The sequence below is a fragment of the Burkholderia sp. Leaf177 genome, assembly GCF_001424345.1.
In the GTDB taxonomy this organism is placed as follows: Bacteria; Pseudomonadota; Gammaproteobacteria; order Burkholderiales; family Burkholderiaceae; genus Caballeronia.
On record NZ_LMPF01000024.1, the window covers coordinates 462,908 to 483,604 of the forward strand.

The window sequence follows — 20,697 nt, forward strand, 5'->3', positions numbered from 1 at the left end:
AATAGTCCTTACAGTTCTCGATTACTACGCAGAGTAGAAATGGCCCGTGTACGCACGCCAGCTTCCGTGCGAAGTTATTTCCTTCTGGTTTTCAACGAGCCACGGTTCTGCGAGTACGCCGAGAACCTGAGTTCCATCGCGCAACGTAACCTTGCCAATCGATAATCCGGACGGCTCACTCAGCAACAAACCCGCAAACGAAACCAGCGGCAATGCCCATATCTCGAGTGCGACGGACGTGCCGCCATCGGCGACGCGGATCATTCCCGGATGACGATCGCCAATACTCCAGATCCGATAATGCGCATCGGTGTGATCCTCGCGAACGAAGACGCCCTGCGCGGCGATCATGTTCTTGTTCAGCTCCAATCCGCGCATGAGCGTGCCGTTGACAGCGAGCAAGGTGGTTTCCATAAACGTTATGCCTTTGTAAATCGTTTAAAAATCTGGATTGCTAAATATTCGATACGCAATAAAAAACTTATTGCGTAATCCACGTTCCGGTTTTCTGATCGAGCGCACGACGGATCGCTTCAGGGCTCGTAATCAGTCCTTTTCCATTGCCGCCATTTGCCCTGCTGTAAGTCACAAAACGCATGATTGCTTCGATCTTCGGCAACATGCTTCCGGCGGCGAATTGATTCTGCGCAATGAGGGCTTTCGCTTCCGCAAGGCTCAACGTGTCGAGCCAGCGCTGATCCGGTTTGCCGAAGTTGATCGCGACCTGTTCAACGCCCGTGGGAATCAGCAGCAGATCGGCGCCGAGTTGCTCGGCGAGCAGCGCGGACGCCAGGTCTTTATCGATAACCGCTTCCACGCCCGATATCTGCTGCTTGTCATCCACCACGACTGGAATCCCGCCGCCGCCGCACGCAATCACGATGCAACCCTGCGCCAGCAGCGACGCAATCACGTCGCGCTCCATGATCTCGAGCGGCTGCGGCGACGCCACGGTTCGGCGCCATCCGCGTCCCGCGTCTTCCATCAAGGTCCAGCCGAGTTCTTGCTGGCGCTTGCGGGCGGTGGTTTCATCGAAGAAAGCGCCGATGGGCTTGGCAGGATTGCGAAACGCGGGATCATCGCGGCTCACGCGGGTTTGCGTGACAACGGTCGCCACTTGCCGATTGATTCCGCGCCGGCGCAACGCGTTGCTCAACGCCTTCTGGAACATATAGCCAATCGCGCCCTGTGTGTCGCCGACTGCATAGTCGAGCGGCACGGGACGGACTTCGTCGGCGGCAAGCTCGGAGCGTCGCAAAATAAAGCCGACCTGCGGCCCGTTGCCATGCGTGAGCACCAGATCCCAGCCGGCCTCGATCATTTCCGCGATGTGTCCCGCGCTCTCGACCACGGCTTCATATTGATCAGGAATACTATTGTGTTCGTCGTCGCGAATCAGTGCATTTCCGCCAACCGCGACAATCGCCAGAGGCTTCGTCATAGTGCGTCCCTGTATGGATTAAACGTATTCGGCCAGCGCGCGAATTGCATCGATAAACCCCGGCATCGGCGCTGTCGTTATCCCCGCGCCGATCTGTCCGACGCCCGCCTGCTTGTGCGCAATGCCCGTGTTGATGATCGGCAAGATGCCGCGATCGACGACCTTGCGTGCATCGATACCCGCTGCCGTCGGCGCAAAATTCAGCGCCGGCAACGTGAACGCGGGATTTCCGCCAAGGGTGATCGCCTGCATGCGACGGCTGTTGTTCGTGGCATCGGCGGGCGTTCCTCCCACGAACTTGACAATGGCCGGCGATGACGCCATCGCGAATCCGCCCACGCCCGCTGTTTCGGTAATGGCGCTGTCGCCGAGGTCGGCTGCCGCGTCGTCCACGCCGTATCCCGGGAAGAACAGGCCTTCTACCGGATTGGCCGGCGCCTGGAACCATCGGTCGCCCGTGCCCGACATCTGAATGCCGAAATTGACGCCGTTGCGCGCCATGACGGTGATCATGGAGCTGAACGGAACATTGTGGGCCGCGTCCATCATCGCTTTGCACGCGGCCATGGAGAGGTTCAGGAAGAAGTGATCATTCCCCACGATGAACGCCGTCACGCGCTGAATGGTGTCGATTGGCAGACCGCTCGATAGCAATGCCGGAATCAGGCGCTTGATGAGCAAGCCCGTTGCGGCGGCGTTGCGGTTGTGGACTTCGTCGCCCATGTGCAGCGCTTGCGCCATTATCGGCTTGAGCTCGACTTCGCCGAGCACCTTCAACGCGGCCTTCAATGCGGGCGCGAGCTCATCTTTCATCCAGTGAAGACGGTCGAGCACTTCGCCGTTGTTCGCGCCGAAACGCAGCACTTTGCCGAGTCCTTCGTTGAAATTGCTGAACGTGCGGCGGCCGTTGGTCTTGTTCTCGATCACCCAAAGCGGCATGGACGGGCTGATGATGCCGGCCATCGGACCGACTGCGCCGAAGTGGTGACACGGCTCGAAGCGGATCGCGCCGTCCTGCGCCATTTTTTCGGCGGCTTCATGGGTCGCGGCCCATCCTTCGAACAGGATCGCGCCGATAATCGCGCCCTTCACCGGCCCGCACATATTCGGCCAGTCGATAGGCGGACCCGCGTGCAGGATCAGCTTGCTCTGCGACATGGCGCTGATTGCGCTCGACGCGGTCATCACGTCCACGAGCACAGGTTGCGCCACGAGGTATTGATGGAACGCCTGCTCATTGGCCTGCTCGACGAGCGGATGACGGATCAGCGAAGCGAGCGCAAGTCCTGCCTCGACGTTCCCAAGCGCGGGCGGCTGCCAGCTCAGGTTGATCACGTCGCCGCCGGCGAGGGCGAGGTTATCGGCGAAACTGGCAAGCCCCGCGTTGACCACATGCAGTGGCTGTTGGAATAGCGTATTCATCATGGTTCCGTTATTTTTGCGCCTGGATTTGAGCGACGTGGCACGCCCAGAGCGCCGCCTGCGCGTTGCAACCTGCGACCAGCACGCGGGCTTCGCGCAGGATATCGACCTGGCGGCTTCGCACTTGCGGATCGGCCTGCGTGCCGCATACGTGCGAGATCAGCACCGGAAGATCGCGGCCGGCCGCCTGCAAACGCGCTTGCTCAATGAGCGCGAGCAACTCGGTGGCGGGGTCCATCGACGCGCCGTAGCCGAGCACGACGTCGAACAGGACAACGGCGGTTTGTGGGTCGTTCAGTTCGGAAAGGACGCGCTGGTTGCGCAGCGTCGGATCGATCATTGGATGCGGACGGCCGCGCGTGAAATCGTCGTCGCCCATGTCTACGAGCGTGTGGCCCGAGCTGTGCCAGATGTCCTCGAGCTTGATGTTTCGTGCAACCGGCGTATTCGATGAAGCCGAAAACCCGCGTTCGCGCAGCAGCAACTGGCTTTCGTAACAGAACGTGCCACCTGCAAATACGCCGCGAACGAAACGGCGAATGGGCGGCATGGTGCGGCTGTATTCATCGAGACGCTTTGCGTCCGGCGCGGCCACGACCGCCACGGATTCCGGTAGCGCCGTGCCGGCCAGCAACGCGACTGCGAAGCCTGCGGCATCGGCCAAAGTGTGCGCCGGCGTGATGCCAGGCACATTCATTTCGCTGGCACTCGCGCCGAGGAAATTGACGACAACCGGCTTGCCCGCCGCCCGGGCGCGCGCCAGGATTTTCTCCGCGACGGCAGGCGCCGGCGGCTTTGAAATCAGCACGATCACCTTTGTGTCCGGGTCCTGCGCGAGCGCGTCGAGGCCGTACAACATGGAGATGCCGCCAATCTCTTCGTGCAAGTCGTGACCGCCGGTTCCTAGCGCCTGAGAAATCCCCGCGCCCAACTGATCGATACGGCTCGTCACCTCCTGCAGTCCGGTCCCGGAAGCGGCGACCACGCCGATCCCCCCGCGCCGCACCACGTTCGCGAACCCGAGCGGCATGCCGTTGATGATCGCCGTGCCGCAATCCGGACCCATGACCAGCAGGTTTTTATCGCGGGCGAGGGTTTTGATCGCGCGTTCTTGCTCGAGGCTGACGTTGTCGCTGAAAAGCATGACCGACATACCCAGATGCAACGCCTTGGTCGCCTCGGCCGCGGCGTAGTCGCCGGGCACGGAAATCAGCGCGAGATTCGACGCGCTCTCTAGTTCCGCCGCCATTTCCAGACTCACCAGCGGCGGCGGGCGCACGCCGTCGCCGCCGGGTTCCTGCGGCTTTGCGCTCAGCGCTTCTTCGGCCAGTGCAAGCGCGGCGTCGCAAGCAGCGTCGCCACCACGAACGGCGATGACCAGATCGTTTGGACCAGCGTTGACGCCGTCGTCGAGATTCGCGTCGCGCAATTGCGCCAGGTTAGTCTCGGTGCCCATTGCCACCGACGCCTGCTCGATATCCGGCAACGCGCTGATGCGGGCCGAGATCTGCATCAGGGAGACGGAGTCCTGATACATGTTTTTGAAAACTTTCGTTCTTATGCTCATTTCCAATTCCGATGATCGTTACATCCGATGCTTCAAAAGCGCCCGAATGCGGGCCTGGCGAATCCGGCGCTGTCCGTGCCGGATGCCATCGAACTGATGAACAGTTGGTCGCTGAATTTGTGCCTCAGCGGCTTTCTTCTTGCGCTACCGTTTGAAGTGACCTGATTCCATGCAAAAACCCTCCAAGACAATCCACGCCAGAAGATGCGCCGAATTCCATGACTTTATTCGCGGCGAGTGCAATATCGAGAACCGGCGAACCGCGAATTAAAATGCTGATCAAATGGTCGACCGGTTCTGAAAAATGCCCCCGAAGCCCGAGAGCCAGATAATGCCGGCTAATACTCGTAGTTCGGTGCAACTGACCTTTTATTGCCGGACGCAATAGTTTCAAATGCGCCGCGATTACTTCAATATGTTGCCAAGCTTGTAATGCCGCGAGATAACCTAAAAGATAATCGTCGCCATCGGGTGTAAGTCCTGCACCGAAGCCGATCAACTCAGCCACGGCCGCGTCCAGCGCCGACTTTTCATCGGCAACATTCAGCAGCGGTGCGCGTCCGTCGAGAGGCCAGCCGGGCAACAACTGCAAATTGCTCCGTACTTCGCGCTGCCTGCAATACGCAATCAGTTGGCTGGAAAGCGCCGGATAGACGCCGAGGAACGCGTCGAGCGAGCAGGTTTCCCGCGCTTTTTCCGCGCTGGGCCGCCAGCACGGCGCCCCGCTCAGATCCGCGCGCCAGCGAGCCGCGCGCAACACATTGCCCTCGAGCGCCACCGGCTCACGCGGACGCGACTGGTGGCGCCAGTCCCAGCCGGGCGGCGTGACGATCCTGATGGCCGTTGGCAAGTTCTGATAACGCGGACTCAGCAACGTCAGCAATTCCCCGCTCGCGGACGACAGATTCAGCGCGTGCTGAAAGTGACTGTGCACCCAGAATCGGAGCGCCTCGCGCGGGCCGTGCTCGGCGAGATAACCGACCGAAGCCACCTCGAACGTGAGGAGCGCCATGGGTTCTGAGCCTGAAGTCAGCTGTATGGTCAGCTATCTATTTAGCTGCGCAATCCGTCGATGACCTCTGCCGCGTTGCTCACCCATCCGAAAATCCCGCCCTGCGCCTTGATCATTTCAAGCGCCGATTTCTGGAATTCCGGGAAATACGAACCCACGCAATCCGCCGGGATAATGCATTCATAACCACGGTCATTGGCTTCGCGAACGGTAGTCGTCACGCAGACTTCGGTGGTCACGCCGCACACAATAAGCGTCTTGATGCCGTGGTTTTGCAGGATTAGCTGCAGGTCGGTCTGATAGAACGCGCCCTTGCCGGGTTTGTCGATGATCGGCTCGCCGAGCGCCGGATACAGTTCCGGAATGATGTCGTGGCCCGCTTCGCCGCGCACCAGGATGCGTCCCATTGGGCCGTCCTCGCCAATGAAACGCTTGCCGCCGCGAGTCAGCTTGGCTGGCGGACAATCGGCCAGATCCGCCCGATGTCCCTCGCGCGTATGAATGATCAGCAGCCTGGCGTCACGCGCGGCCTTCAGCAGTTTCCTGCACGGTTCAATAGCGCTGCGCACGAATGAAACGTCGTTGCCCAGTGCTTCGCCGAACCCGCCCGGCTCTACGAAGTCGCGCTGCATGTCGATCATTACCAAAGCAGTCGACTCCGCGTTGAACGGTAATGGAAATGGCTCAGCTTGAAACTGTTTTTGTGGCATCTCAATTTTCCTTGATTAAGTCAGGGTTTGAAATTTTGTGTCGAATAGTATTTGCGATGTAAATAAGCCGTCGAATGATTATATGGAGTTTTTTCTGCCGCACGAATGAATTTTGATCGATTTAAAGATTATTCATTTTATTTCAAGCTTAATTCCATTCGTTTCCTGAATTTAATAAAATCATTAACACAAATGCATAGCGTTCTTATTGCGCCTGGATAAATCCGCGAGCGGCATAATGGCGCGGAGCATGCATGAAAACATACGATGGCACGCCGAAATTGAACCGGCAGTTCACCAGCTCACGGTCATTCGTCTGATGTTTATGGCTGGCATCCGTTCCATGAACGTGCGCTCTTCCGAACCTTCGAATTACCCCGCTTTCCCGGCTCTTATCACCCGATGGCGTTGCAGCCGCCCACGCAATAATTCATTCACTGGATAACGGCACGTCACTCGGGCGCAAGACCCCAAGCAACCGCGACCGTTCAACCGCAATAAAACAGCGTGGGCGCGAGCTCAACGGGGGTCAAATGAACATCCGCAAATTCATCGGTGCTACGAGTCGCGACGCGTTTCGTCTCGTGCGCGAGGCACTGGGTCCTGATGCGGTAGTCCTGTCGAACAGGGTAACGGACGACGGCAGCGTCGAGATCGTGGCCGTGGCCGACGGCGATCTCGCGAAAATTTCCCCGAAAGCGGCCGCGCAGCAGCGCGAACTGAAGCTCAGAGAAACGCCGGTGAGCACGAGCGCTCCCGCCGCTCATCTGGCAGCCAATCCGGCCGCTAATCCGTACGCAAGCGGCGACGTGTTCTCGTCTGTCTTTGGCGCAAATCCGGAACCGCTCGACGATATCGAACCCGAAGTTCGTCGCCCGCACGCACCGGAGATGCAGGAATCATCGCGCACGATGGCCGAGTCGAATCCCTGGCTGATCGAACACGCGCGCCGCGTTGCGCAATCGGTCACTGAAGGCGCGCCACAGCGTTCGCTGAGTGCATCGGCGGCAATTGCAAAGGGACTAGGAAGTCCCGTTACCGTCGTGCCGCAAGACACGCATGACAAGGCCGATGCCCCCGAATGGACGCGCGAAGCCGCCCAGCTCGCCGCCCGCCGCGCCGAGAACAAGCTCGCCCAGCGCCAGGCCGCCGAAATGCCAATGCCGGCGCAAACCCAGGCGCCCGCCGCCAGCATGACGCAGGAAAGTGCGTTCGCGGGTCTGCCGGCATCGGCTGCGGCTGCCGTGACTGAAGCCATCCGTGCACGCATGGAGCAGGTCGTCAACGACACCGTCATGCACGAACTCTCGTCCATGCGCGGCATGATGGAAGAGCACTTCGCCGGCTTGTTGTGGAGCGACCGCCAGCGCCGCAGCCCGAATCACGCCGCGCTCACCAAGCGCCTGTTCGCCGCCGGTTTCTCGGCGCAGCTCGTGCGCATGATGATCGACAACATGCCGGAGATCGAACACGCGGAAGCATCGATGCAATGGGTCCAGCAAGTCCTCGAGAACAACCTGCCCGTCATGGACAGCGAAGAATCGATGATGAACCGCGGCGGCGTTTTTGCGCTGATGGGCCCGACGGGCGTCGGCAAGACGACGACCACCGCAAAACTCGCCGCGCGTTGCGTGATGCGCTTCGGCGCCAGCAAGGTCGCGCTCTTGACGACCGACAGCTACCGGATCGGCGCGCACGAGCAACTGCGCATTTTCGGCAAGATCCTCGGGGTATCGGTGCATGCGGTGAAGGACGCAGCCGACCTGCAACTCGCGCTTTCCGAGCTGCGCAACAAGCACATCGTGCTGATCGATACCATCGGCATGAGCCAGCGCGACCGCACCGTTGCCGATCACATCTCCATGCTGTGCGGCGCCGGCCGTCCGGTGCAGCGCCTCTTGCTGCTCAACGCAACCAGCCACGGCGACACGCTGAATGAAGTCGTGCAGGCGTATCAAAGCTCGCCGGACCAGCCGCCGCTCGCGGGCTGCATCCTGACCAAGCTCGACGAAGCCACGAACCTGGGCGGCGTGATCGATACCGTGATTCGCTACAAATTGCCGGTGCATTACGTATCGACGGGACAGAAAGTGCCGGAAAACCTGTACGTCGCGACCAAGCGCTTCCTGATTAAAAGCGCGTTCTGCATTCCGCGCGACGGCTCGCCGTTCGTGCCGCAAGACGACGACGTGCCGCCGCTCCTGTCCGCGCTTTCCGCGCGCGCTTCCACCGAACTGCATGAGGTTCACTTTGGATAAGTTCGTGTCCGATCAGGCTGAAGGCTTGCGCCGTCTGCTGACGCGCAACAGTTCGCGCGTGGTTGCCGTGTGCGGGGCGCCGCCGGGCGGAGTGCCGGGAACCGGCAACACTTCGACGGTCGTCAACCTCGCCGCCGCGCTCGCGGCGCAAGGCAAGGACGTTCTGGTTATCGATGAAAGGCAGAACGCGATGTCGGCGAGCAGGCTGGCGAAAGTGCCGTCCACGGGTGCGCTCGGCGCCGTGCTCACCGGCAAGCGCTTCCTGCAGGACGCGGTCACCCGCACGCCGTTCGGCTTTTCGATGATCGCAGCGCCGCGCGACGAACGCATCAGCCACGACGCCGCCCATTGCCGTATTTTGCTCGATGGCCCCGCTGATATCGTTCTCATCGATACCCAGCCGGATCGCAGCGGCGCGCTGTCCACGCTCGCCGCACAAGCGCATGACTTCGTGATCGTGACGCGCGTGGCGCCAGCCGCGATCACCGAGGCATATGCCTGCATCAAGCGTCTGCATTACGCGCACGCCATCTCGCGCTTCCGGATCGTGGTCAACCACGTGAAGAACGCCGCCGATGCGCAAATCGCCTTCGATAACCTCGCCGGCGTCGCCAGCCGCTACCTTGCCGTGCAGCTGATGCCGGCCGGTTGCGTGGCTGAAGATCCGCGTGTGGCGAAGGCGCATGAACTGTCGCGCTGCGCGGTCGAAGCATTTCCGACGACCGCCGCCGCGCGCGATTACCGTCACATCGCGGCCGATTTGCAGTATTGGCCGATGCCAGAAAGTTCGCACTTCGAATGGCCGGTACAAGCCGTCCATATGGAAACGCCACGCAGTATCGAGCGTTCGATCAACCCGGGAGCGACCTCGCGCCGCACCGAAACAACGTTGCCGGAGTTCGCAATGCGCAGCCCGGCGTCGGTGTGACGAAGCAAAGAAGGAACAAAGGTGAATGCGATGTATAACGCCCAGGGAAAACTGTCACAAGCCGAGGTCCTGACCCGCTACGCGCCGCTCGTGCGCCGGCTGGGTCTGCAACTGGTCGCCAAGATGCCGGCCAGCGTGGATCTCGACGATCTGATTCAGGCCGGCATGATTGGTTTGCTCGATGCCGCCAGCCGCTACAAGGAAGATCAGGGCGCGCAGTTCGAGACCTACGCCAGCCAGCGGATTCGTGGCGCGATGCTCGACGAGTTGCGTGCCAACGACTGGTTGCCGCGCAGCATGCGCAAGACTTCGCGCGAGGTGGAATCGGCGGTGCACAAGGTCGAACAGAACCTTGGCCGGTCGGCAAGCGAACAGGAAGTCGCCGAGCATCTCAAGATGCCGCTCGACGAATACCAGACCATGCTGCAGGATTTGCACGGCAGCCAGCTGATCTATTACGAAGACTTCGACCGGTCATCGGACGACGAGCCGTTCCTCGATCGTTATTGCGTCGATAAAGCCGATCCGCTTTCCGCTTTGCTCGATGGCAGCTTGCGTTCGGCGCTCGTCGAAGCCATCGATAAACTGCCCGAGCGCGAGAAACTGCTGATGAGCCTTTATTACGAGAAGGGCTTGAACCTGCGTGAAATTGGCGCGGTGATGGAAGTCAGCGAATCGCGCGTATGCCAGTTGCACAGCCAGGCCGTTGCGCGCTTGCGGGCGAAGTTGCGGGAACAGGCATGGTCGGGCGTGGAGGCTTGAGGTTTTAGATTTCAGGCGCTTCAGGTTGCTTCAGGTTGCTTCAAAATCAGCGCCTTCGGCAAAGACCGTCCGGCCTTTGCCGAGCGCTTTAGCGCGATACATTGCACGATCCGCCGCGCGCATGAGTGCGGCGTTATCGGTGTAAATGGATTTCAGGTCCGGCGAAATCAGGCATGCGCCAATGCTCGCCGATACATTCACCATCCGGTCCTGCACCGACGTCATTTCCGCCAGCACCGCGTGAATCCCGTTCGCGACCGTGTGCACAGCGTGGCTGCCCGTCACGTGACGCGCAAGGACCACGAATTCATCGCCGCCGAGTCGCGCGACTGTATCGGTGGTCCGCACGCGGCGTATCAGCGAATCCGCGAAGGTTCGCAGCACGACGTCGCCGACTTCGTGACCGTAGGTATCGTTCACTTCCTTGAAACCATCGAGATCGATCAGCAGCAGAGCCGTCGCGTTTTCCTGTCCCGTCGATACCGCCGTCACCGCCCGTCCGATAGTCTGTTCCAGCGCGTATCGGTTATAGAGGCCGGTGAGCGGATCGGTTCCCGCTCGCAGCGCCAGATCGCGATTTGCGTTGCCGAGCCGTCCAACTAGAACGCCCAGATAAATCGATGCCGCAAGCACGCTCAGCGCGATCCCGAGCGCTGCGGGCCAGTTGAGCTTCCACCATGGCTGCAGCACGGATAAAGCCGTTATGCCGATGAGCGCCGTGACGCCCGACAAAGCCAGCGTTCTTTTGCCGTATCGTCCGCCTGCGCCGATCAGGAAAAGAAAGATGGCCCAGAGCATCGGCAACGCGAGCGCGCCGCCGGCAGCAAGTAATAGCGCTAGAAGCGCTTGATCCGCGATTGTGGTGATGGCGAGGCGCACATCGGAATGATGCGGCATCCATCCGATGATCAGCCGGCTCGCGATGCCATACGCCATGTACAACACCATCACATGAAAGCAGGCCGCGGCCGCCGGAGACGGATCGAACCACGCCAGCGCGCCGTACGCCACGGCCGTAGGTCCGCCGAGCACGACCCTGAGCGTTGCCTGCTCCTTTTCCGGATCGCGATGTGGCGACCACACGTAACCGCGCGCTCGCCGCACGGGGTCGTTCGTCTGCCCCATTCTGTGTCCCCTTTTCCTGACGTGGTGGTTTGAATCCGCGTTTTCTGCAGTGCCTGCGTAGTGCGCAACCGCAATCCTACTGCGTTGGAGAACGCTGTAAGTAAAGGGAAAATTGGGGCGCGGATGGTGGGTGCGGCTGGGAATCGGGGCGGCGTGAAAGGGTCAATGGCGGAGGTGGCTTCTGGATCGGCCGGGTTCGGAGGTTGAGGGTAGTTGGCAACTTTCGTTATCGATGCGCAGAGGCGAGTTTTGGTTCGCCCGGAGTTCGCGTCCATTTAACTACGCACGTTTTCCTCGAACCGATGCGCCGAGCGGTTTTTGCTTTCGATGTCGATAGCCGAATCGAGATTCAGAGGTTGGTATTGAAGCTGCCCTATGAGCAGATTGGCTTTGCGTCGTTCGGCAGCAAGGCGAGATAGAAGTGCGTGATGCGGCACTATATACTTGTGATTAGTCATACAAATAAACCGCGCTGCACTTGGCAGTACTGCACTTCCCCCGACGCATGCAAAACATCGAACTGTATTACGGCAGCAGAAAACTCCTCTCGTCAGAGAAGATCGTCTTGGCGCGCATTATCGAATGGCTTTCGCTGCACCATATCCCCGCTGTCATCTATACCAACGTAAAAATCAACTGGAATGAGATCGATATCCTGGTTGGTACTCCGAACACAACGCTGGTGATTGAGGTCAAGGGATATCGAAATCCAGTATCGGGACGCGAAAATGGAAAATGGATCAGCACCAACGCAAGAGGACAAACCAAGCTTCATACCAACGGCTACGAGCAGGTCATAGAAGCGTATCGCGCGATCAAGAGGCAAATGGAATTGCTGAGCGGCAGCGTAGTGAACGTGTCGTACCCAAAAGCCGCTGTCGTTTTTGAAGGCGGCATTCCTGAAGGCTCCGATCTTTTTACGCCAGTCGACGACCGTGTCGTCATTTGCGGCATTGAACGGCTGACCGAACTGCTGGCGCACAGAAGTCAGCATCCATGGTCTTTGCAGTCGCTAAGAGAACTCGCCACGGCATTGCGCCTTACGCCGAACCGAGGTCCACGCGCGGGGGAGCGAGCCAGGGTGCTGTCAATCGTGGAGGCGCAAGAAGAAGCTGCAACATTTCACGCTGCCGCCGCCAGCCATCGATCTGAGGAAGCAAGTGGATTGCCGTCGGCGGCATCGCAAGTTCGGAAGGCCGCGCACCAGGAAAAGGCCGCCTTCGCGACGAGTTTGTCCGCTACGACGCATTTTGGCGCTCGCGCAGCGCCTCCGTATGTAGATGTCGATTTCAACGCTATCAATCCTGTTAGATACAGGAAGCGGCGAGTGCGACGTATCGCTGGCGTGATGCTGATCGCACTCATGGCTGTCTGCGCAGCCCGCTACGCTTACGTTTGGATGTCGAAGGGCAAATCTAGCAAGGCCGATGTATCGACCGCTGCGCCGCTATCAGCGCAAAAAGTTTTGCCGAAAGGCCCCGTTAAACGTCGCCCGAAAGCGGAAGCACGCGAGTCGCAACGCAAGTCAGCCGAAAATATGCTTTCTGTACCGGCGACATCCAGTGCACGCAGTACGGCATTATCGGCGCCCGCTCCACCGGCTCAGATCACGTGCCCGCCAGGCGTTGATCGTCTAGGCTGCAACGGCCGTGTCGGCGTGATGAGCGCTCCTGTTTGTCCTACCGGGTTTATCGTGAGTGGCGAAACGTGCATCTTGGCAGGGCGGTAGCGGAATGACATAGATGGCTCTTGTTGCTGGGTGGAACCGAGATTCACCGATAGTGTGTTGTAGAAATAAACATTTTTGTTTATTATGACGGTTCGACGTCGACCGGAGAGTCAGTGAAGCAGAGTAAGTTCAAGCGATGGCTGTCCAAACAAGGCGCAACTTTATAGATGGCACTCGGCACATAAAGGTTTACTTGAACGGACGACAAACCACGCTACCAAGGCATCCGAGCCAAGAAATATCGGAACCGCTCCGAAAGGCGATCCTTAAACAACTAAGCATTTTTTGATCGTAAGCCCTGCATGCTTTGCGCCGTGCCAAAACAGGAAAACATAATGTTCCGCTACCCCGCCCGACTCAAGGCCGACGAAGCCGGTTTCACAGTGACGTTCCGCGACATCCCCGAAGCCATTACGGCCGGCGCGACTCGCGACGAGGCGGTCGCGATGGCAACGGATGCACTCGCAACCGCTATGGATTTCTATTTTGAAGACAAACGCCCGGTTCCCATGCCTTCCGACGCAAAGCGCGGGGAGATGCTGATCGAGCTTCGCGCCAGCGTCGCAGCTAAAGTGCTGTTGCTAAATGCGATGCTTGCGCAGCATGTCACGCCCGCCGAACTGGCTCGACGGATGCACACGCGCCCTCAGGAGGTGAACCGTGTAATTGACCTCGGGCACGCAACGAAGATCGACACCATCGCGTCCGCGCTGGCAGCACTCGGCATGCGTTTGGAGTTGAATGTGATTCCGGCCTGACCGGGCAATTTGATTTTTGCTAATTCTTGGTGCGCCCGGCTGGGATCGAACCAGCAACCCCTGCCTTCGGAGGGCAGTACTCTATCCATTGAGCTACGGGCGCATATGAGCGAGGGGCTCCGCGTTCCATATACAAAATCATGGAGGCAGGACCGCTGCGAGTCCGAAACAATACCTGTTTTCGGCTGATTCGTCCATCGCAAGGCCTTTAAAGCCAAATGCTACCCTCTCCAAAACCTCCGCAAAAACCCCAAAAATTCGGGTTAACACGCGCTGCGACAAGCCTTTGCGGGTGCGCCGCCACGTAAACGTTCCGTCTATAATCGACCGTGCTGGCGAAACCGTTTAAAAGCTTTCGAGAGATCTGCCCCTGCTGTCACGCTGTCGCTGGACCGACTCACAAATAAAAAGGGAGACGAGACGAGCATGAGTGAAGCACCCCACGGAGTCCCGATCAAAACGCCCGGCCAACTCATCGCGGCAATCGTCGCCGGGTTCGCCATTCCTATCGTCGTGATCGTCCTGCTGGCCGTCTACGTCAATAACACGACCCGCACCGGCGCCGGCACCGACTCCCTGTCGGACGAGGCCGTCGCGCAGCGCATCGCCCCGGTCGCGCAAGTCGATATTCGCGACGCCAACGCCCCGCGTGTCTACAAAACCGGCGAAGAAGTCTTCAAGGCGGTCTGCACGACGTGTCACACGGCGGGCGTAGCCGGCGCACCGAAGTTCGGCAACGCAGGCGATTGGGCGCCGCGCATAGCGGAAGGCTACGACACGCTGCTGCACAACGCGCTCAACGGCAAAGGCGGCATGCCGGCACGCGGCGGCACGAGTCCCGACGACTATAGCGACTTCGAAATCGCCCGGGCAGTCGTCTATATGGCCAACGATGGCGGCGCAAAATTCGCCGAACCCGCGCAACCGGCGCCGGGCGCGGCAGCGGGTGCATCGGCTGCGGCGGCAGTTCCGGCAAGCGGCGCAGCGGCTGGAGCGACCGACAATGCCCAGGCCGCAGCTGCGGTCGCCGCTTTGGCGAACGTCCCGCAGGCAAGCTCGGCCCCGGCCGCAGGTGCGCAAAGCGCGGACGCATCGCAAGCCGGAAAGGCGCTATACACGCAGGTTTGCCAGGCGTGTCACGCGGCCGGCGTGCTCGGAGCGCCTAAATTCGGCGATAAGGAAGCCTGGGCCGCGCGCCTGAAAGAGCCGATGGACACCGTCTACGGTTACGCGCTGCACGGCAAGGGCGCGATGCCGCCAAAAGGCGGATCGAATGCATCTGATGCCGATGTAAAAGCCGCCGTCGATTACATGGTTGCGGCATCGAAATAGGCCGATTTCCCTTCGATAAAACGAAAAACCCTGCGCATCGCAACACGCAGGGTTTTTTAATGCAGCGACAAAATCACGCCGGCTTCTGCAGCAACTCTTTCAGCCTCGCCATGCGGTCTTTCGGCGACATCGGCGCTTCGTCTTCAGTGGGCGGCGGCGCGTCGTCGAGAAGCATTTCCGGGATGAACCGCGACGCCTCGCACACCACCGTCTCGCGCGCCCGCTTGCGCTTCTTGCACCAGTTCAGATGCAAACTGCGCTGCGCACGCGTGATCGCGACGTACATCAGCCGCCGCTCTTCCTCTATGCGCCCCGTGTCCACGGGCGCGTCGGCATCGGCGTCCGGATTGCCACGATGCGGCATGATTCCCTCTTCCACGCCGACCAGAAACACGTGCGGATATTCGAGTCCCTTCGACGCGTGCACCGTCGATAACCGCACCGCATCGGGATTCTCGTCCTTGCCTTCGAGCATGGACATCAAGGCGACCGTCTGGATCAGGCCGAGCAGATTCTTGCCTTCATCGCCGAAACCGTCGGCGTTGTCATAACCCGTTGCCTCCGCGCCCGCCACTTCCGGCTTCGTGCCCTTCTTCTTCAGCCACTCGCAGAATTCGAGGACGTTCTGCCATTTAGACTGGGCTTGCCGCTCGTCGTGGGCATCGTAGAGATACGCCTCGTAGTGAATGGCTTCCATCATGTCGTTGAGCACTTCGGTGGCCGGATCACGCCCCGCCCGGTCCGACAAACGCTGCATCCAGTCGCAAAACGCGCGCAACGGCTCGACCTGCCGCGCCGACAAACGGGCTTCGATCCCGCCCATGAACACGGCCTCGAACAACGAAACCTTTGCCTGACCCGCAAACGCGCCGAGCGCCTCCAGCGTGGTATTGCCGACACCGCGCCGCGGCGTGGTGATCGCGCGGATGAACGCGGGATCGTCGTCGGGATTCGCGATCAGCCGCAGATACGCGACGATGTCCTTGATCTCGGCTTTATCGAAAAAGGATTGGCCGCCGGAAAGCACGTACGGAATCCGCTCGCGCCGCAAGACTTGCTCGAAAATCCGCGCCTGGAAATTCCCGCGATACAAAATCGCGTAATCGCGAAACGACGAGCGCCGCTCGAATTTATGCGCCGATAACCGGAACACGACTGATTCGGCCTCGTGTTCTTCGTCGTTGCATGCAGTCACGGTGATGGAATCGCCCATGCCGTGCTCGGACCAGAGCTTCTTCTCGAACAACTTGGGATTGTTCGCGATCACGTTGTTCGCGGCGGTCAGAATGCGAACCGTCGATCGATAATTCTGTTCGAGCTTCACCACATGCAGCTTCGGAAAATCCTTGCCCAATTGCGCGAGATTTTCCAGCGTGGCGCCGCGCCAGCCGTAAATGGCCTGATCGTCGTCGCCCACCGCCGTGAACGCCGCGCGCGGACCGGCCAGCAACTTCAGCAACTCGTACTGGCAAGCGTTCGTGTCCTGATATTCATCGATCAACAAGTAACGCAGCCGGTTCTGCCACTTTTCGCGAACCTGTTCGTTCTCCGCAAAAAGCTGCGCGGGCTTGAGAATCAGGTCATCGAAATCCAGCGCCTGATACGCGTGCAACGTCGCCACATAGCTCCGAAACACAATGGCGGCCTGCATCTCGTCCTCATTCGATGCCATCGCCGAAGCCTGATCCGGCGACACCATGCCGTTTTTCCACAGCGAAATGATCGACTGGACCTTGCGGATCAAGCCTTTATCCGTGGTTCCAAGCTGTTCCTGGACCATGCCGAAACAATCGCTGGAATCCATGATCGAAAACTGCGGTTTTAGTCCGACGTGCTCCGCTTCCTGCCGCATGATCTGGACGCCGAGCGAGTGAAACGTCGAGATGGTCAGCTGGTTCACCGGCACGCGGCGGCCTTCCTTGCCCGGCGTGGTCAGCGTCTTCCCTTCGAGCAGCTTGGCGGTGCGTTCGCGCATTTCGAGCGCGGCCTTGTTCGTGAAGGTCAATGCGGCAATGTGCTTGGGCTCGAACCCTTTCCCTTCGATCAAATGCGCGATTTTCTGCGTGATCACGCGCGTCTTGCCGCTGCCGGCGCCGGCGAGCACGAGACACGGACCATCGAGATAGCGCACCGCTTCGGATTGCGCGGCGTTCATGCCTGCTGCGGACATCGTTCGGACACTTTGAGATGCGTAAATCGGGCGGACGTTTCAGCCGCCGGCGCTACGCGTTGGTGAGCAAGGAAGCGAGGAAATTCGTGCGGTCGAGTGGACCGCGCGATTTCGAGAGCGCGATGTTAACACGGAAGAAACTGTCGATCGAAGGCATTGGTTCTGACCCTTTCCCTTTGATAAATGAGCGCGTCCGATGGCGTTCCGGGTCGAAACTGCCGCGTGCCACAATACCGGCGTCGCCAATACAAACAGGATGCCTGCATGACAGCACTTCTTAAAGTAGGCCTGATGGGCTATGGCTTTGCCGGCGAGACTTTTCACGCGCCGGTGATCGAGCATTGCGGCCGCGCGACGGTCGCCGCCATCGCAACCGGCAAGCCCGAGCGCGCGCAAGCCGATTATCCCAACGCGCAAATCGTCGAGGATTTCGACGCGCTGCTTGCGCTCGACGACATCGATTGCATCGTGATCGCGACGCCGAACGACACGCACTTCGACATGGCGAAAAAGGCGCTCGAAGCGGGCAAGAACATCGTCGTCGATAAACCCGTCACGCTCTCCGGCGCGGACGCCAGAACGCTCGCCGACCTCGCCAAATCCCGCGGCCTGCTGTTCGCGCCGTTCCACAATCGCCGATGGGACGGCGATTTTATGACCGTGCGCGCGCTGATCGAAAGCGGCCGTTTGGGTCGCGTGACGCATTTCGAGTCGCATTTCGACCGGTTTCGCCCGAAAGTGCCGCAGCGATGGCGCGAGGAAGCATCGCGCGGAGGCGGTTTATTATTCGATCTGGGGCCGCATCTCATCGATCAGGCGCTGGCGCTTTTCGGCACGCCGCAGACCGTGTTCGCGAGCGTCAAGGCGCATCGCGATCACGCCAGCGCGCCGGATTACGTCCATTTGCTGCTCGGCTATCCGGACAAGGAAATCGTGCTGCACGCAACCGCGCTCGCCGCGCTCGAACCGCCGCGCTTCGCTATTCACGGCACGCGCGGCAGTTATGTAAAGACGGGACTTGATGTACAAGAAGACCAGCTGAAAGCCGGTTTGCGCCCGGGCAACGCGGAATTCGGCAAGAATCCGCCCGGGCTTCTCCGCGAAGTCGACGGCGACCACGACCTGCGCCAGGAATTCGCCACGCGCGATGGCGCTTATGCGGAGTTTTATCGATCGCTCGCTGCGTCCGTGCTCGATGGCAAGCCGTTTCCCGTCACGGCGCAAGATGCAGTCGACGTCATGACGATCATCGATACCGCCATTCAGAGCAACGCCGAAGGACGCCGTCTGGATTTCACGCCGCGGCCATAACAAACGCCCCACGCCGGACTTTCAAACACACAGCGTTACATTTGCGGGCCGCGCCAGCGTCAGCCGGCGCTGGCCGCGAACCGTTCTTCTCCGGTCGTTCAGGTCATATCTCAAAAACCAGGAAGGGGAAAATTCTAAAATGCTGACGCTCAAGCAAAGTTGCGCACGTGCGCTGATTGGCGTGACGCTCGCGGGCTCGCTCGCAGCGTGCGTTGTCGAGCCAACCCGGCAAGTCGATGTCGTTCGTGAAGCGCCCGCGCGCCCCGATCCGCACGCGGAAGCGGTGCATCGGATGGATCAGGTGAACGGGCGCATCAACTCGCTCTGGCGTCACGTCGATCAACGTGTGAATCAAGGGTTCTATCCGCCGCCGCAGGGTGATGCGTTTCATCATCGTCTGGATGTGATCCGGCAGGAGTCGCGGGACATGGCTTCACAGCACGGCGGCGGTTTGTCGGGCGAAGAACAGCGCACGTTGAATGGCGAGTTGGACGGCGTTCAACACGCAATCCAGTAAATTCGATCGCGCTGGCGGACGGTTCCCGGTGTCCGCCAGCCATCAGTCTTTCTCATGGCGCTATCAGCAAACCTCGTTTGACATTCGTATATCGGTCGCGTAAATTCGCCGCACGCGTCGGGAGAGAGCGCTGATTGTTTTGTTGCATCTGAAACAACAATTGAGCGCCGCCGAAGGGGCACACCCACAAACTCTCAGGCAAAAGGACCGGCTGCGTCGAAATTCCGTTTGAGTAACATCGAATGGAAAATCGCACTCTGGAGAGCGGCATCGGCTGATCAAGAAGTAGCAGCCAGTTGCCCACCGAAGGGGCGCGCGTTGGAAGTCGAAGAAGTCGAACATCGGCTGAACAACGTGCAATCTCTCAGGTACCGAGGACAGAGGGGTCATGTACCGGATCGCTACGCGGTTTGGGCTTTGCGTTTGCAAAAGCCCGGCTCCGAGCGGGTTCGTCGCATGGCCTTTTTTCGTTTTCGCGCACGCCCGAGGCCCGCTCCATGTCTGATCTTCAACACACGCCCTTGCACGCCACGCACCTCGCGCTCAATGCGCGCATGGTCGATTTCGGCGGCTGGGACATGCCCGTCAACTACGGTTCGCAGATCGACGAACACCATGCGGTGCGCACCAATGCCGGCATGTTCGACGTGTCCCACATGCGCGTCGTGGATTTCACCGGCGACAAAGCGCGCGAATTCTTCAAGTACGCGATTGCGAATAACGTCGACAAGCTGACGGTTCCCGGCAAGGCGCTTTATTCGTGCTTGCTGAACCCGGAAGGCGGCGTGATCGACGACCTGATCGTCTATTACTTTGCCGATGACAATTTCCGCGTCGTCGTGAACGCGGGCACGGCCGAAAAAGACATCGCGTGGTTCGGCCATCTGAATGCGGAAGGCGGTTTTGGCCTGACGATCACGCCGCGCCGCGACTTCGCCATCGTCGCCGTGCAAGGTCCGAATGCGCGCGAAAAAGTCTGGCAAGTGCTGCCGGAAACGCGTGAAGCGACCGCCGAACTCAAACCCTTCAACGCCGTGCAATTCCCCAATTCGTCATTCGGCGACGTGATGCTCGCGCGCACCGGCTACACGGGCGAGGACGGCTTCGAAATCGTGGTCCCGGCCACCCAAGTTGAAAAATTCTGGAATGCGCTGGTCGCACAAGGCGTGAAACCGGCGGGCCTTGGCGCGCGCGACACGTTGCGCCTTGAAGCCGGTATGAACCTGTATGGCCAGGACATGGACGACAGCGTCTCGCCGCTCGACGCCGGTCTTTCGTGGACCGTCGATCTGAACGATGCAAACCGCGCGTTCGTTGGACGTGCGGCGCTCGAGGCAAATGGATCGAAGGCGCGCTTTGTCGGCTTGATTCTGCAGAAGGAAAACGGCCGCGCCGGTGGCGTACTTCGTGCTCATCAAAAGGTCGTCACGGCCGACGGCGAGGGCGAGATCACGAGCGGCACTTTTTCGCCTTCAATGCAGGAATCCATCGCGTTCGCACGGGTGCCGGCGAGCGTGAAACCGGGCGATCTGGTGCACGTCGTCATCCGCGACAAACAACTGCCGGCAAGCGTGGTAAAACTGCCGTTCGTGCGCAACGGCAAGGTTCTGGCGGCGCTTTAAGCCGCTTTCGAATGCTCGGCAAAAAGCCACGCA

The 20,697-nt window shown here is 60.0% G+C and carries 18 protein-coding genes, 1 tRNA gene and 2 riboswitches; of the genes, 10 read left to right on the top strand and 9 right to left on the bottom strand.

Features of this window, described 5'->3' with window-relative positions; translation table 11 throughout:
• Nucleotides 1-24 precede the first annotated feature (24 nt).
• The 6 genes from ASG35_RS26530 to ASG35_RS26555 form a co-directional block, all read right to left on the bottom strand.
• A complete protein-coding gene (locus ASG35_RS26530; RefSeq protein ID WP_056364578.1) occupies nucleotides 25-414 on the bottom strand; it encodes an allophanate hydrolase-related protein in 390 nt (129 codons plus the stop codon).
• 67 nt (nucleotides 415-481) lie between these two features.
• Complete coding sequence (gene arcC / locus ASG35_RS26535; RefSeq protein ID WP_056364580.1) at nucleotides 482-1,441, bottom strand: carbamate kinase; 960 nt, start codon at nucleotides 1,439-1,441, stop codon at nucleotides 482-484.
• An 18-nt stretch (nucleotides 1,442-1,459) separates the two neighbouring features.
• On the bottom strand, nucleotides 1,460-2,863 hold the full coding sequence (locus tag ASG35_RS26540) for a DUF1116 domain-containing protein (protein WP_056364742.1): 1,404 nt from the start codon (nucleotides 2,861-2,863) through the stop codon (nucleotides 1,460-1,462).
• A gap of 10 nt (nucleotides 2,864-2,873) precedes the next feature.
• Nucleotides 2,874-4,430 carry an acyl-CoA synthetase FdrA gene (gene fdrA / locus ASG35_RS26545; RefSeq protein WP_056364582.1) on the bottom strand — a complete coding sequence of 519 codons (1,557 nt, stop codon included), beginning with the start codon at nucleotides 4,428-4,430 and terminating at the stop codon, nucleotides 2,874-2,876.
• A 124-nt stretch (nucleotides 4,431-4,554) separates the two neighbouring features.
• On the bottom strand, nucleotides 4,555-5,442 hold the full coding sequence (locus ASG35_RS26550) for a DUF2877 domain-containing protein (RefSeq protein ID WP_056364584.1): 888 nt from the start codon (nucleotides 5,440-5,442) through the stop codon (nucleotides 4,555-4,557).
• Nucleotides 5,443-5,483: 41 nt separating this feature from the next.
• Nucleotides 5,484-6,152: a cysteine hydrolase family protein gene (locus tag ASG35_RS26555; protein WP_056364586.1), complete on the bottom strand. Its 669-nt coding sequence runs from the start codon at nucleotides 6,150-6,152 to the stop codon at nucleotides 5,484-5,486.
• Nucleotides 6,153-6,685: 533 nt separating this feature from the next.
• Between ASG35_RS26555 and flhF the strand changes: the two genes are divergently transcribed.
• The 3 genes from flhF to ASG35_RS26570 are packed head-to-tail and all read left to right on the top strand — an operon-like array spanning nucleotide 6,686 to nucleotide 10,100.
• Nucleotides 6,686-8,410 carry a flagellar biosynthesis protein FlhF gene (gene flhF / locus ASG35_RS26560; protein ID WP_056364588.1) on the top strand — a complete coding sequence of 575 codons (1,725 nt, stop codon included), beginning with the start codon at nucleotides 6,686-6,688 and terminating at the stop codon, nucleotides 8,408-8,410.
• The gene (locus tag ASG35_RS26565; RefSeq protein ID WP_235527731.1) at nucleotides 8,403-9,338 is read left to right on the top strand and encodes a MinD/ParA family ATP-binding protein; all 936 of its coding nucleotides are present in this window, start codon (nucleotides 8,403-8,405) and stop codon (nucleotides 9,336-9,338) included. The genes flhF and ASG35_RS26565 overlap by 8 nt, the downstream gene beginning before the upstream one ends.
• 30 nt (nucleotides 9,339-9,368) lie before the next feature.
• Complete coding sequence (locus ASG35_RS26570) at nucleotides 9,369-10,100, top strand: RNA polymerase sigma factor FliA (protein ID WP_056364589.1); 732 nt, start codon at nucleotides 9,369-9,371, stop codon at nucleotides 10,098-10,100.
• Between the two features lie 30 nt (nucleotides 10,101-10,130).
• On the opposite strand, the gene ASG35_RS26575 is transcribed toward ASG35_RS26570, so the two are convergent.
• Nucleotides 10,131-11,225 carry a GGDEF domain-containing protein gene (locus ASG35_RS26575; RefSeq protein WP_056364590.1) on the bottom strand — a complete coding sequence of 365 codons (1,095 nt, stop codon included), beginning with the start codon at nucleotides 11,223-11,225 and terminating at the stop codon, nucleotides 10,131-10,133.
• Between the two features lie 505 nt (nucleotides 11,226-11,730).
• On the opposite strand from ASG35_RS26575, the gene ASG35_RS26580 reads away from it, so the two are divergent.
• The 3 genes from ASG35_RS26580 to ASG35_RS26585 all read left to right on the top strand — a co-directional run bounded on the left by ASG35_RS26580 (nucleotide 11,731) and on the right by ASG35_RS26585 (nucleotide 13,712).
• Entirely contained in the window at nucleotides 11,731-12,954 is a 1,224-nt protein-coding gene (locus ASG35_RS26580; RefSeq protein ID WP_056364591.1) for a nuclease-related domain-containing protein, read from the top strand.
• 136 nt (nucleotides 12,955-13,090) lie between these two features.
• Nucleotides 13,091-13,243, top strand: a complete 153-nt coding sequence (locus ASG35_RS32335; protein WP_327019667.1) for a type II toxin-antitoxin system HicA family toxin — start codon at nucleotides 13,091-13,093, stop codon at nucleotides 13,241-13,243.
• A gap of 46 nt (nucleotides 13,244-13,289) precedes the next feature.
• Entirely contained in the window at nucleotides 13,290-13,712 is a 423-nt protein-coding gene (locus ASG35_RS26585; RefSeq protein WP_056364744.1) for a type II toxin-antitoxin system HicB family antitoxin, read from the top strand.
• A gap of 27 nt (nucleotides 13,713-13,739) precedes the next feature.
• Here the strand turns inward: ASG35_RS26585 and ASG35_RS26590 are convergent.
• Nucleotides 13,740-13,815 (bottom strand) — tRNA-Arg (locus ASG35_RS26590).
• Nucleotides 13,816-14,138: 323 nt separating this feature from the next.
• Between ASG35_RS26590 and ASG35_RS26595 the strand changes: the two genes are divergently transcribed.
• The gene (locus tag ASG35_RS26595) at nucleotides 14,139-15,044 is read left to right on the top strand and encodes a c-type cytochrome (RefSeq protein ID WP_056364592.1); all 906 of its coding nucleotides are present in this window, start codon (nucleotides 14,139-14,141) and stop codon (nucleotides 15,042-15,044) included.
• Nucleotides 15,045-15,117: 73 nt separating this feature from the next.
• Here ASG35_RS26595 and ASG35_RS26600 read toward each other — a convergent pair whose 3' ends face one another.
• Nucleotides 15,118-17,214, bottom strand: a complete 2,097-nt coding sequence (locus ASG35_RS26600) for a UvrD-helicase domain-containing protein (RefSeq protein WP_056364593.1) — start codon at nucleotides 17,212-17,214, stop codon at nucleotides 15,118-15,120.
• Between the two features lie 264 nt (nucleotides 17,215-17,478).
• Between ASG35_RS26600 and ASG35_RS26605 the strand changes: the two genes are divergently transcribed.
• From ASG35_RS26605 to gcvT, 3 genes are all read left to right on the top strand, one after another.
• Nucleotides 17,479-18,525 (top strand): oxidoreductase, encoded by a 1,047-nt coding sequence (locus tag ASG35_RS26605; RefSeq protein WP_056364747.1) that lies wholly within the window; start codon nucleotides 17,479-17,481, stop codon nucleotides 18,523-18,525.
• A 139-nt stretch (nucleotides 18,526-18,664) separates the two neighbouring features.
• The gene (locus ASG35_RS26610; RefSeq protein WP_056364594.1) at nucleotides 18,665-19,042 is read left to right on the top strand and encodes a hypothetical protein; all 378 of its coding nucleotides are present in this window, start codon (nucleotides 18,665-18,667) and stop codon (nucleotides 19,040-19,042) included.
• A gap of 108 nt (nucleotides 19,043-19,150) precedes the next feature.
• Nucleotides 19,151-19,262: riboswitch (glycine riboswitch) on the top strand.
• A gap of 27 nt (nucleotides 19,263-19,289) precedes the next feature.
• A riboswitch (glycine riboswitch) is annotated at nucleotides 19,290-19,433 on the top strand.
• A gap of 106 nt (nucleotides 19,434-19,539) precedes the next feature.
• A complete protein-coding gene (gcvT, locus tag ASG35_RS26615; RefSeq protein WP_056364751.1) occupies nucleotides 19,540-20,664 on the top strand; it encodes a glycine cleavage system aminomethyltransferase GcvT in 1,125 nt (374 codons plus the stop codon).
• Nucleotides 20,665-20,697: the final 33 nt, after the last annotated feature.

Excerpts from the sequence above, each read along its gene's own strand:
- ASG35_RS26530 (WP_056364578.1), bottom strand. The coding sequence starts at position 414 with ATGGAAACCACCTTGCTCGCTGTCAACGGCACGCTCATGCGCGGATTG.
- arcC (WP_056364580.1), bottom strand. The coding sequence starts at position 1,441 with ATGACGAAGCCTCTGGCGATTGTCGCGGTTGGCGGAAATGCACTGATT.
- ASG35_RS26540 (WP_056364742.1), bottom strand. The coding sequence starts at position 2,863 with ATGAATACGCTATTCCAACAGCCACTGCATGTGGTCAACGCGGGGCTT.
- fdrA (WP_056364582.1), bottom strand. The coding sequence starts at position 4,430 with ATGAGCATAAGAACGAAAGTTTTCAAAAACATGTATCAGGACTCCGTC.
- ASG35_RS26550 (WP_056364584.1), bottom strand. The coding sequence starts at position 5,442 with ATGGCGCTCCTCACGTTCGAGGTGGCTTCGGTCGGTTATCTCGCCGAG.
- ASG35_RS26555 (WP_056364586.1), bottom strand. The coding sequence starts at position 6,152 with ATGCCACAAAAACAGTTTCAAGCTGAGCCATTTCCATTACCGTTCAAC.
- flhF (WP_056364588.1), top strand. The coding sequence starts at position 6,686 with ATGAACATCCGCAAATTCATCGGTGCTACGAGTCGCGACGCGTTTCGT.
- ASG35_RS26570 (WP_056364589.1), top strand. The coding sequence starts at position 9,369 with ATGTATAACGCCCAGGGAAAACTGTCACAAGCCGAGGTCCTGACCCGC.
- ASG35_RS26575 (WP_056364590.1), bottom strand. The coding sequence starts at position 11,225 with ATGGGGCAGACGAACGACCCCGTGCGGCGAGCGCGCGGTTACGTGTGG.
- ASG35_RS26580 (WP_056364591.1), top strand. The coding sequence starts at position 11,731 with ATGCAAAACATCGAACTGTATTACGGCAGCAGAAAACTCCTCTCGTCA.
- ASG35_RS32335 (WP_327019667.1), top strand. The coding sequence starts at position 13,091 with ATGGCTGTCCAAACAAGGCGCAACTTTATAGATGGCACTCGGCACATA.
- ASG35_RS26585 (WP_056364744.1), top strand. The coding sequence starts at position 13,290 with ATGTTCCGCTACCCCGCCCGACTCAAGGCCGACGAAGCCGGTTTCACA.
- ASG35_RS26595 (WP_056364592.1), top strand. The coding sequence starts at position 14,139 with ATGAGTGAAGCACCCCACGGAGTCCCGATCAAAACGCCCGGCCAACTC.
- ASG35_RS26600 (WP_056364593.1), bottom strand. The coding sequence starts at position 17,214 with ATGTCCGCAGCAGGCATGAACGCCGCGCAATCCGAAGCGGTGCGCTAT.
- ASG35_RS26605 (WP_056364747.1), top strand. The coding sequence starts at position 17,479 with ATGACAGCACTTCTTAAAGTAGGCCTGATGGGCTATGGCTTTGCCGGC.
- ASG35_RS26610 (WP_056364594.1), top strand. The coding sequence starts at position 18,665 with ATGCTGACGCTCAAGCAAAGTTGCGCACGTGCGCTGATTGGCGTGACG.
- gcvT (WP_056364751.1), top strand. The coding sequence starts at position 19,540 with ATGTCTGATCTTCAACACACGCCCTTGCACGCCACGCACCTCGCGCTC.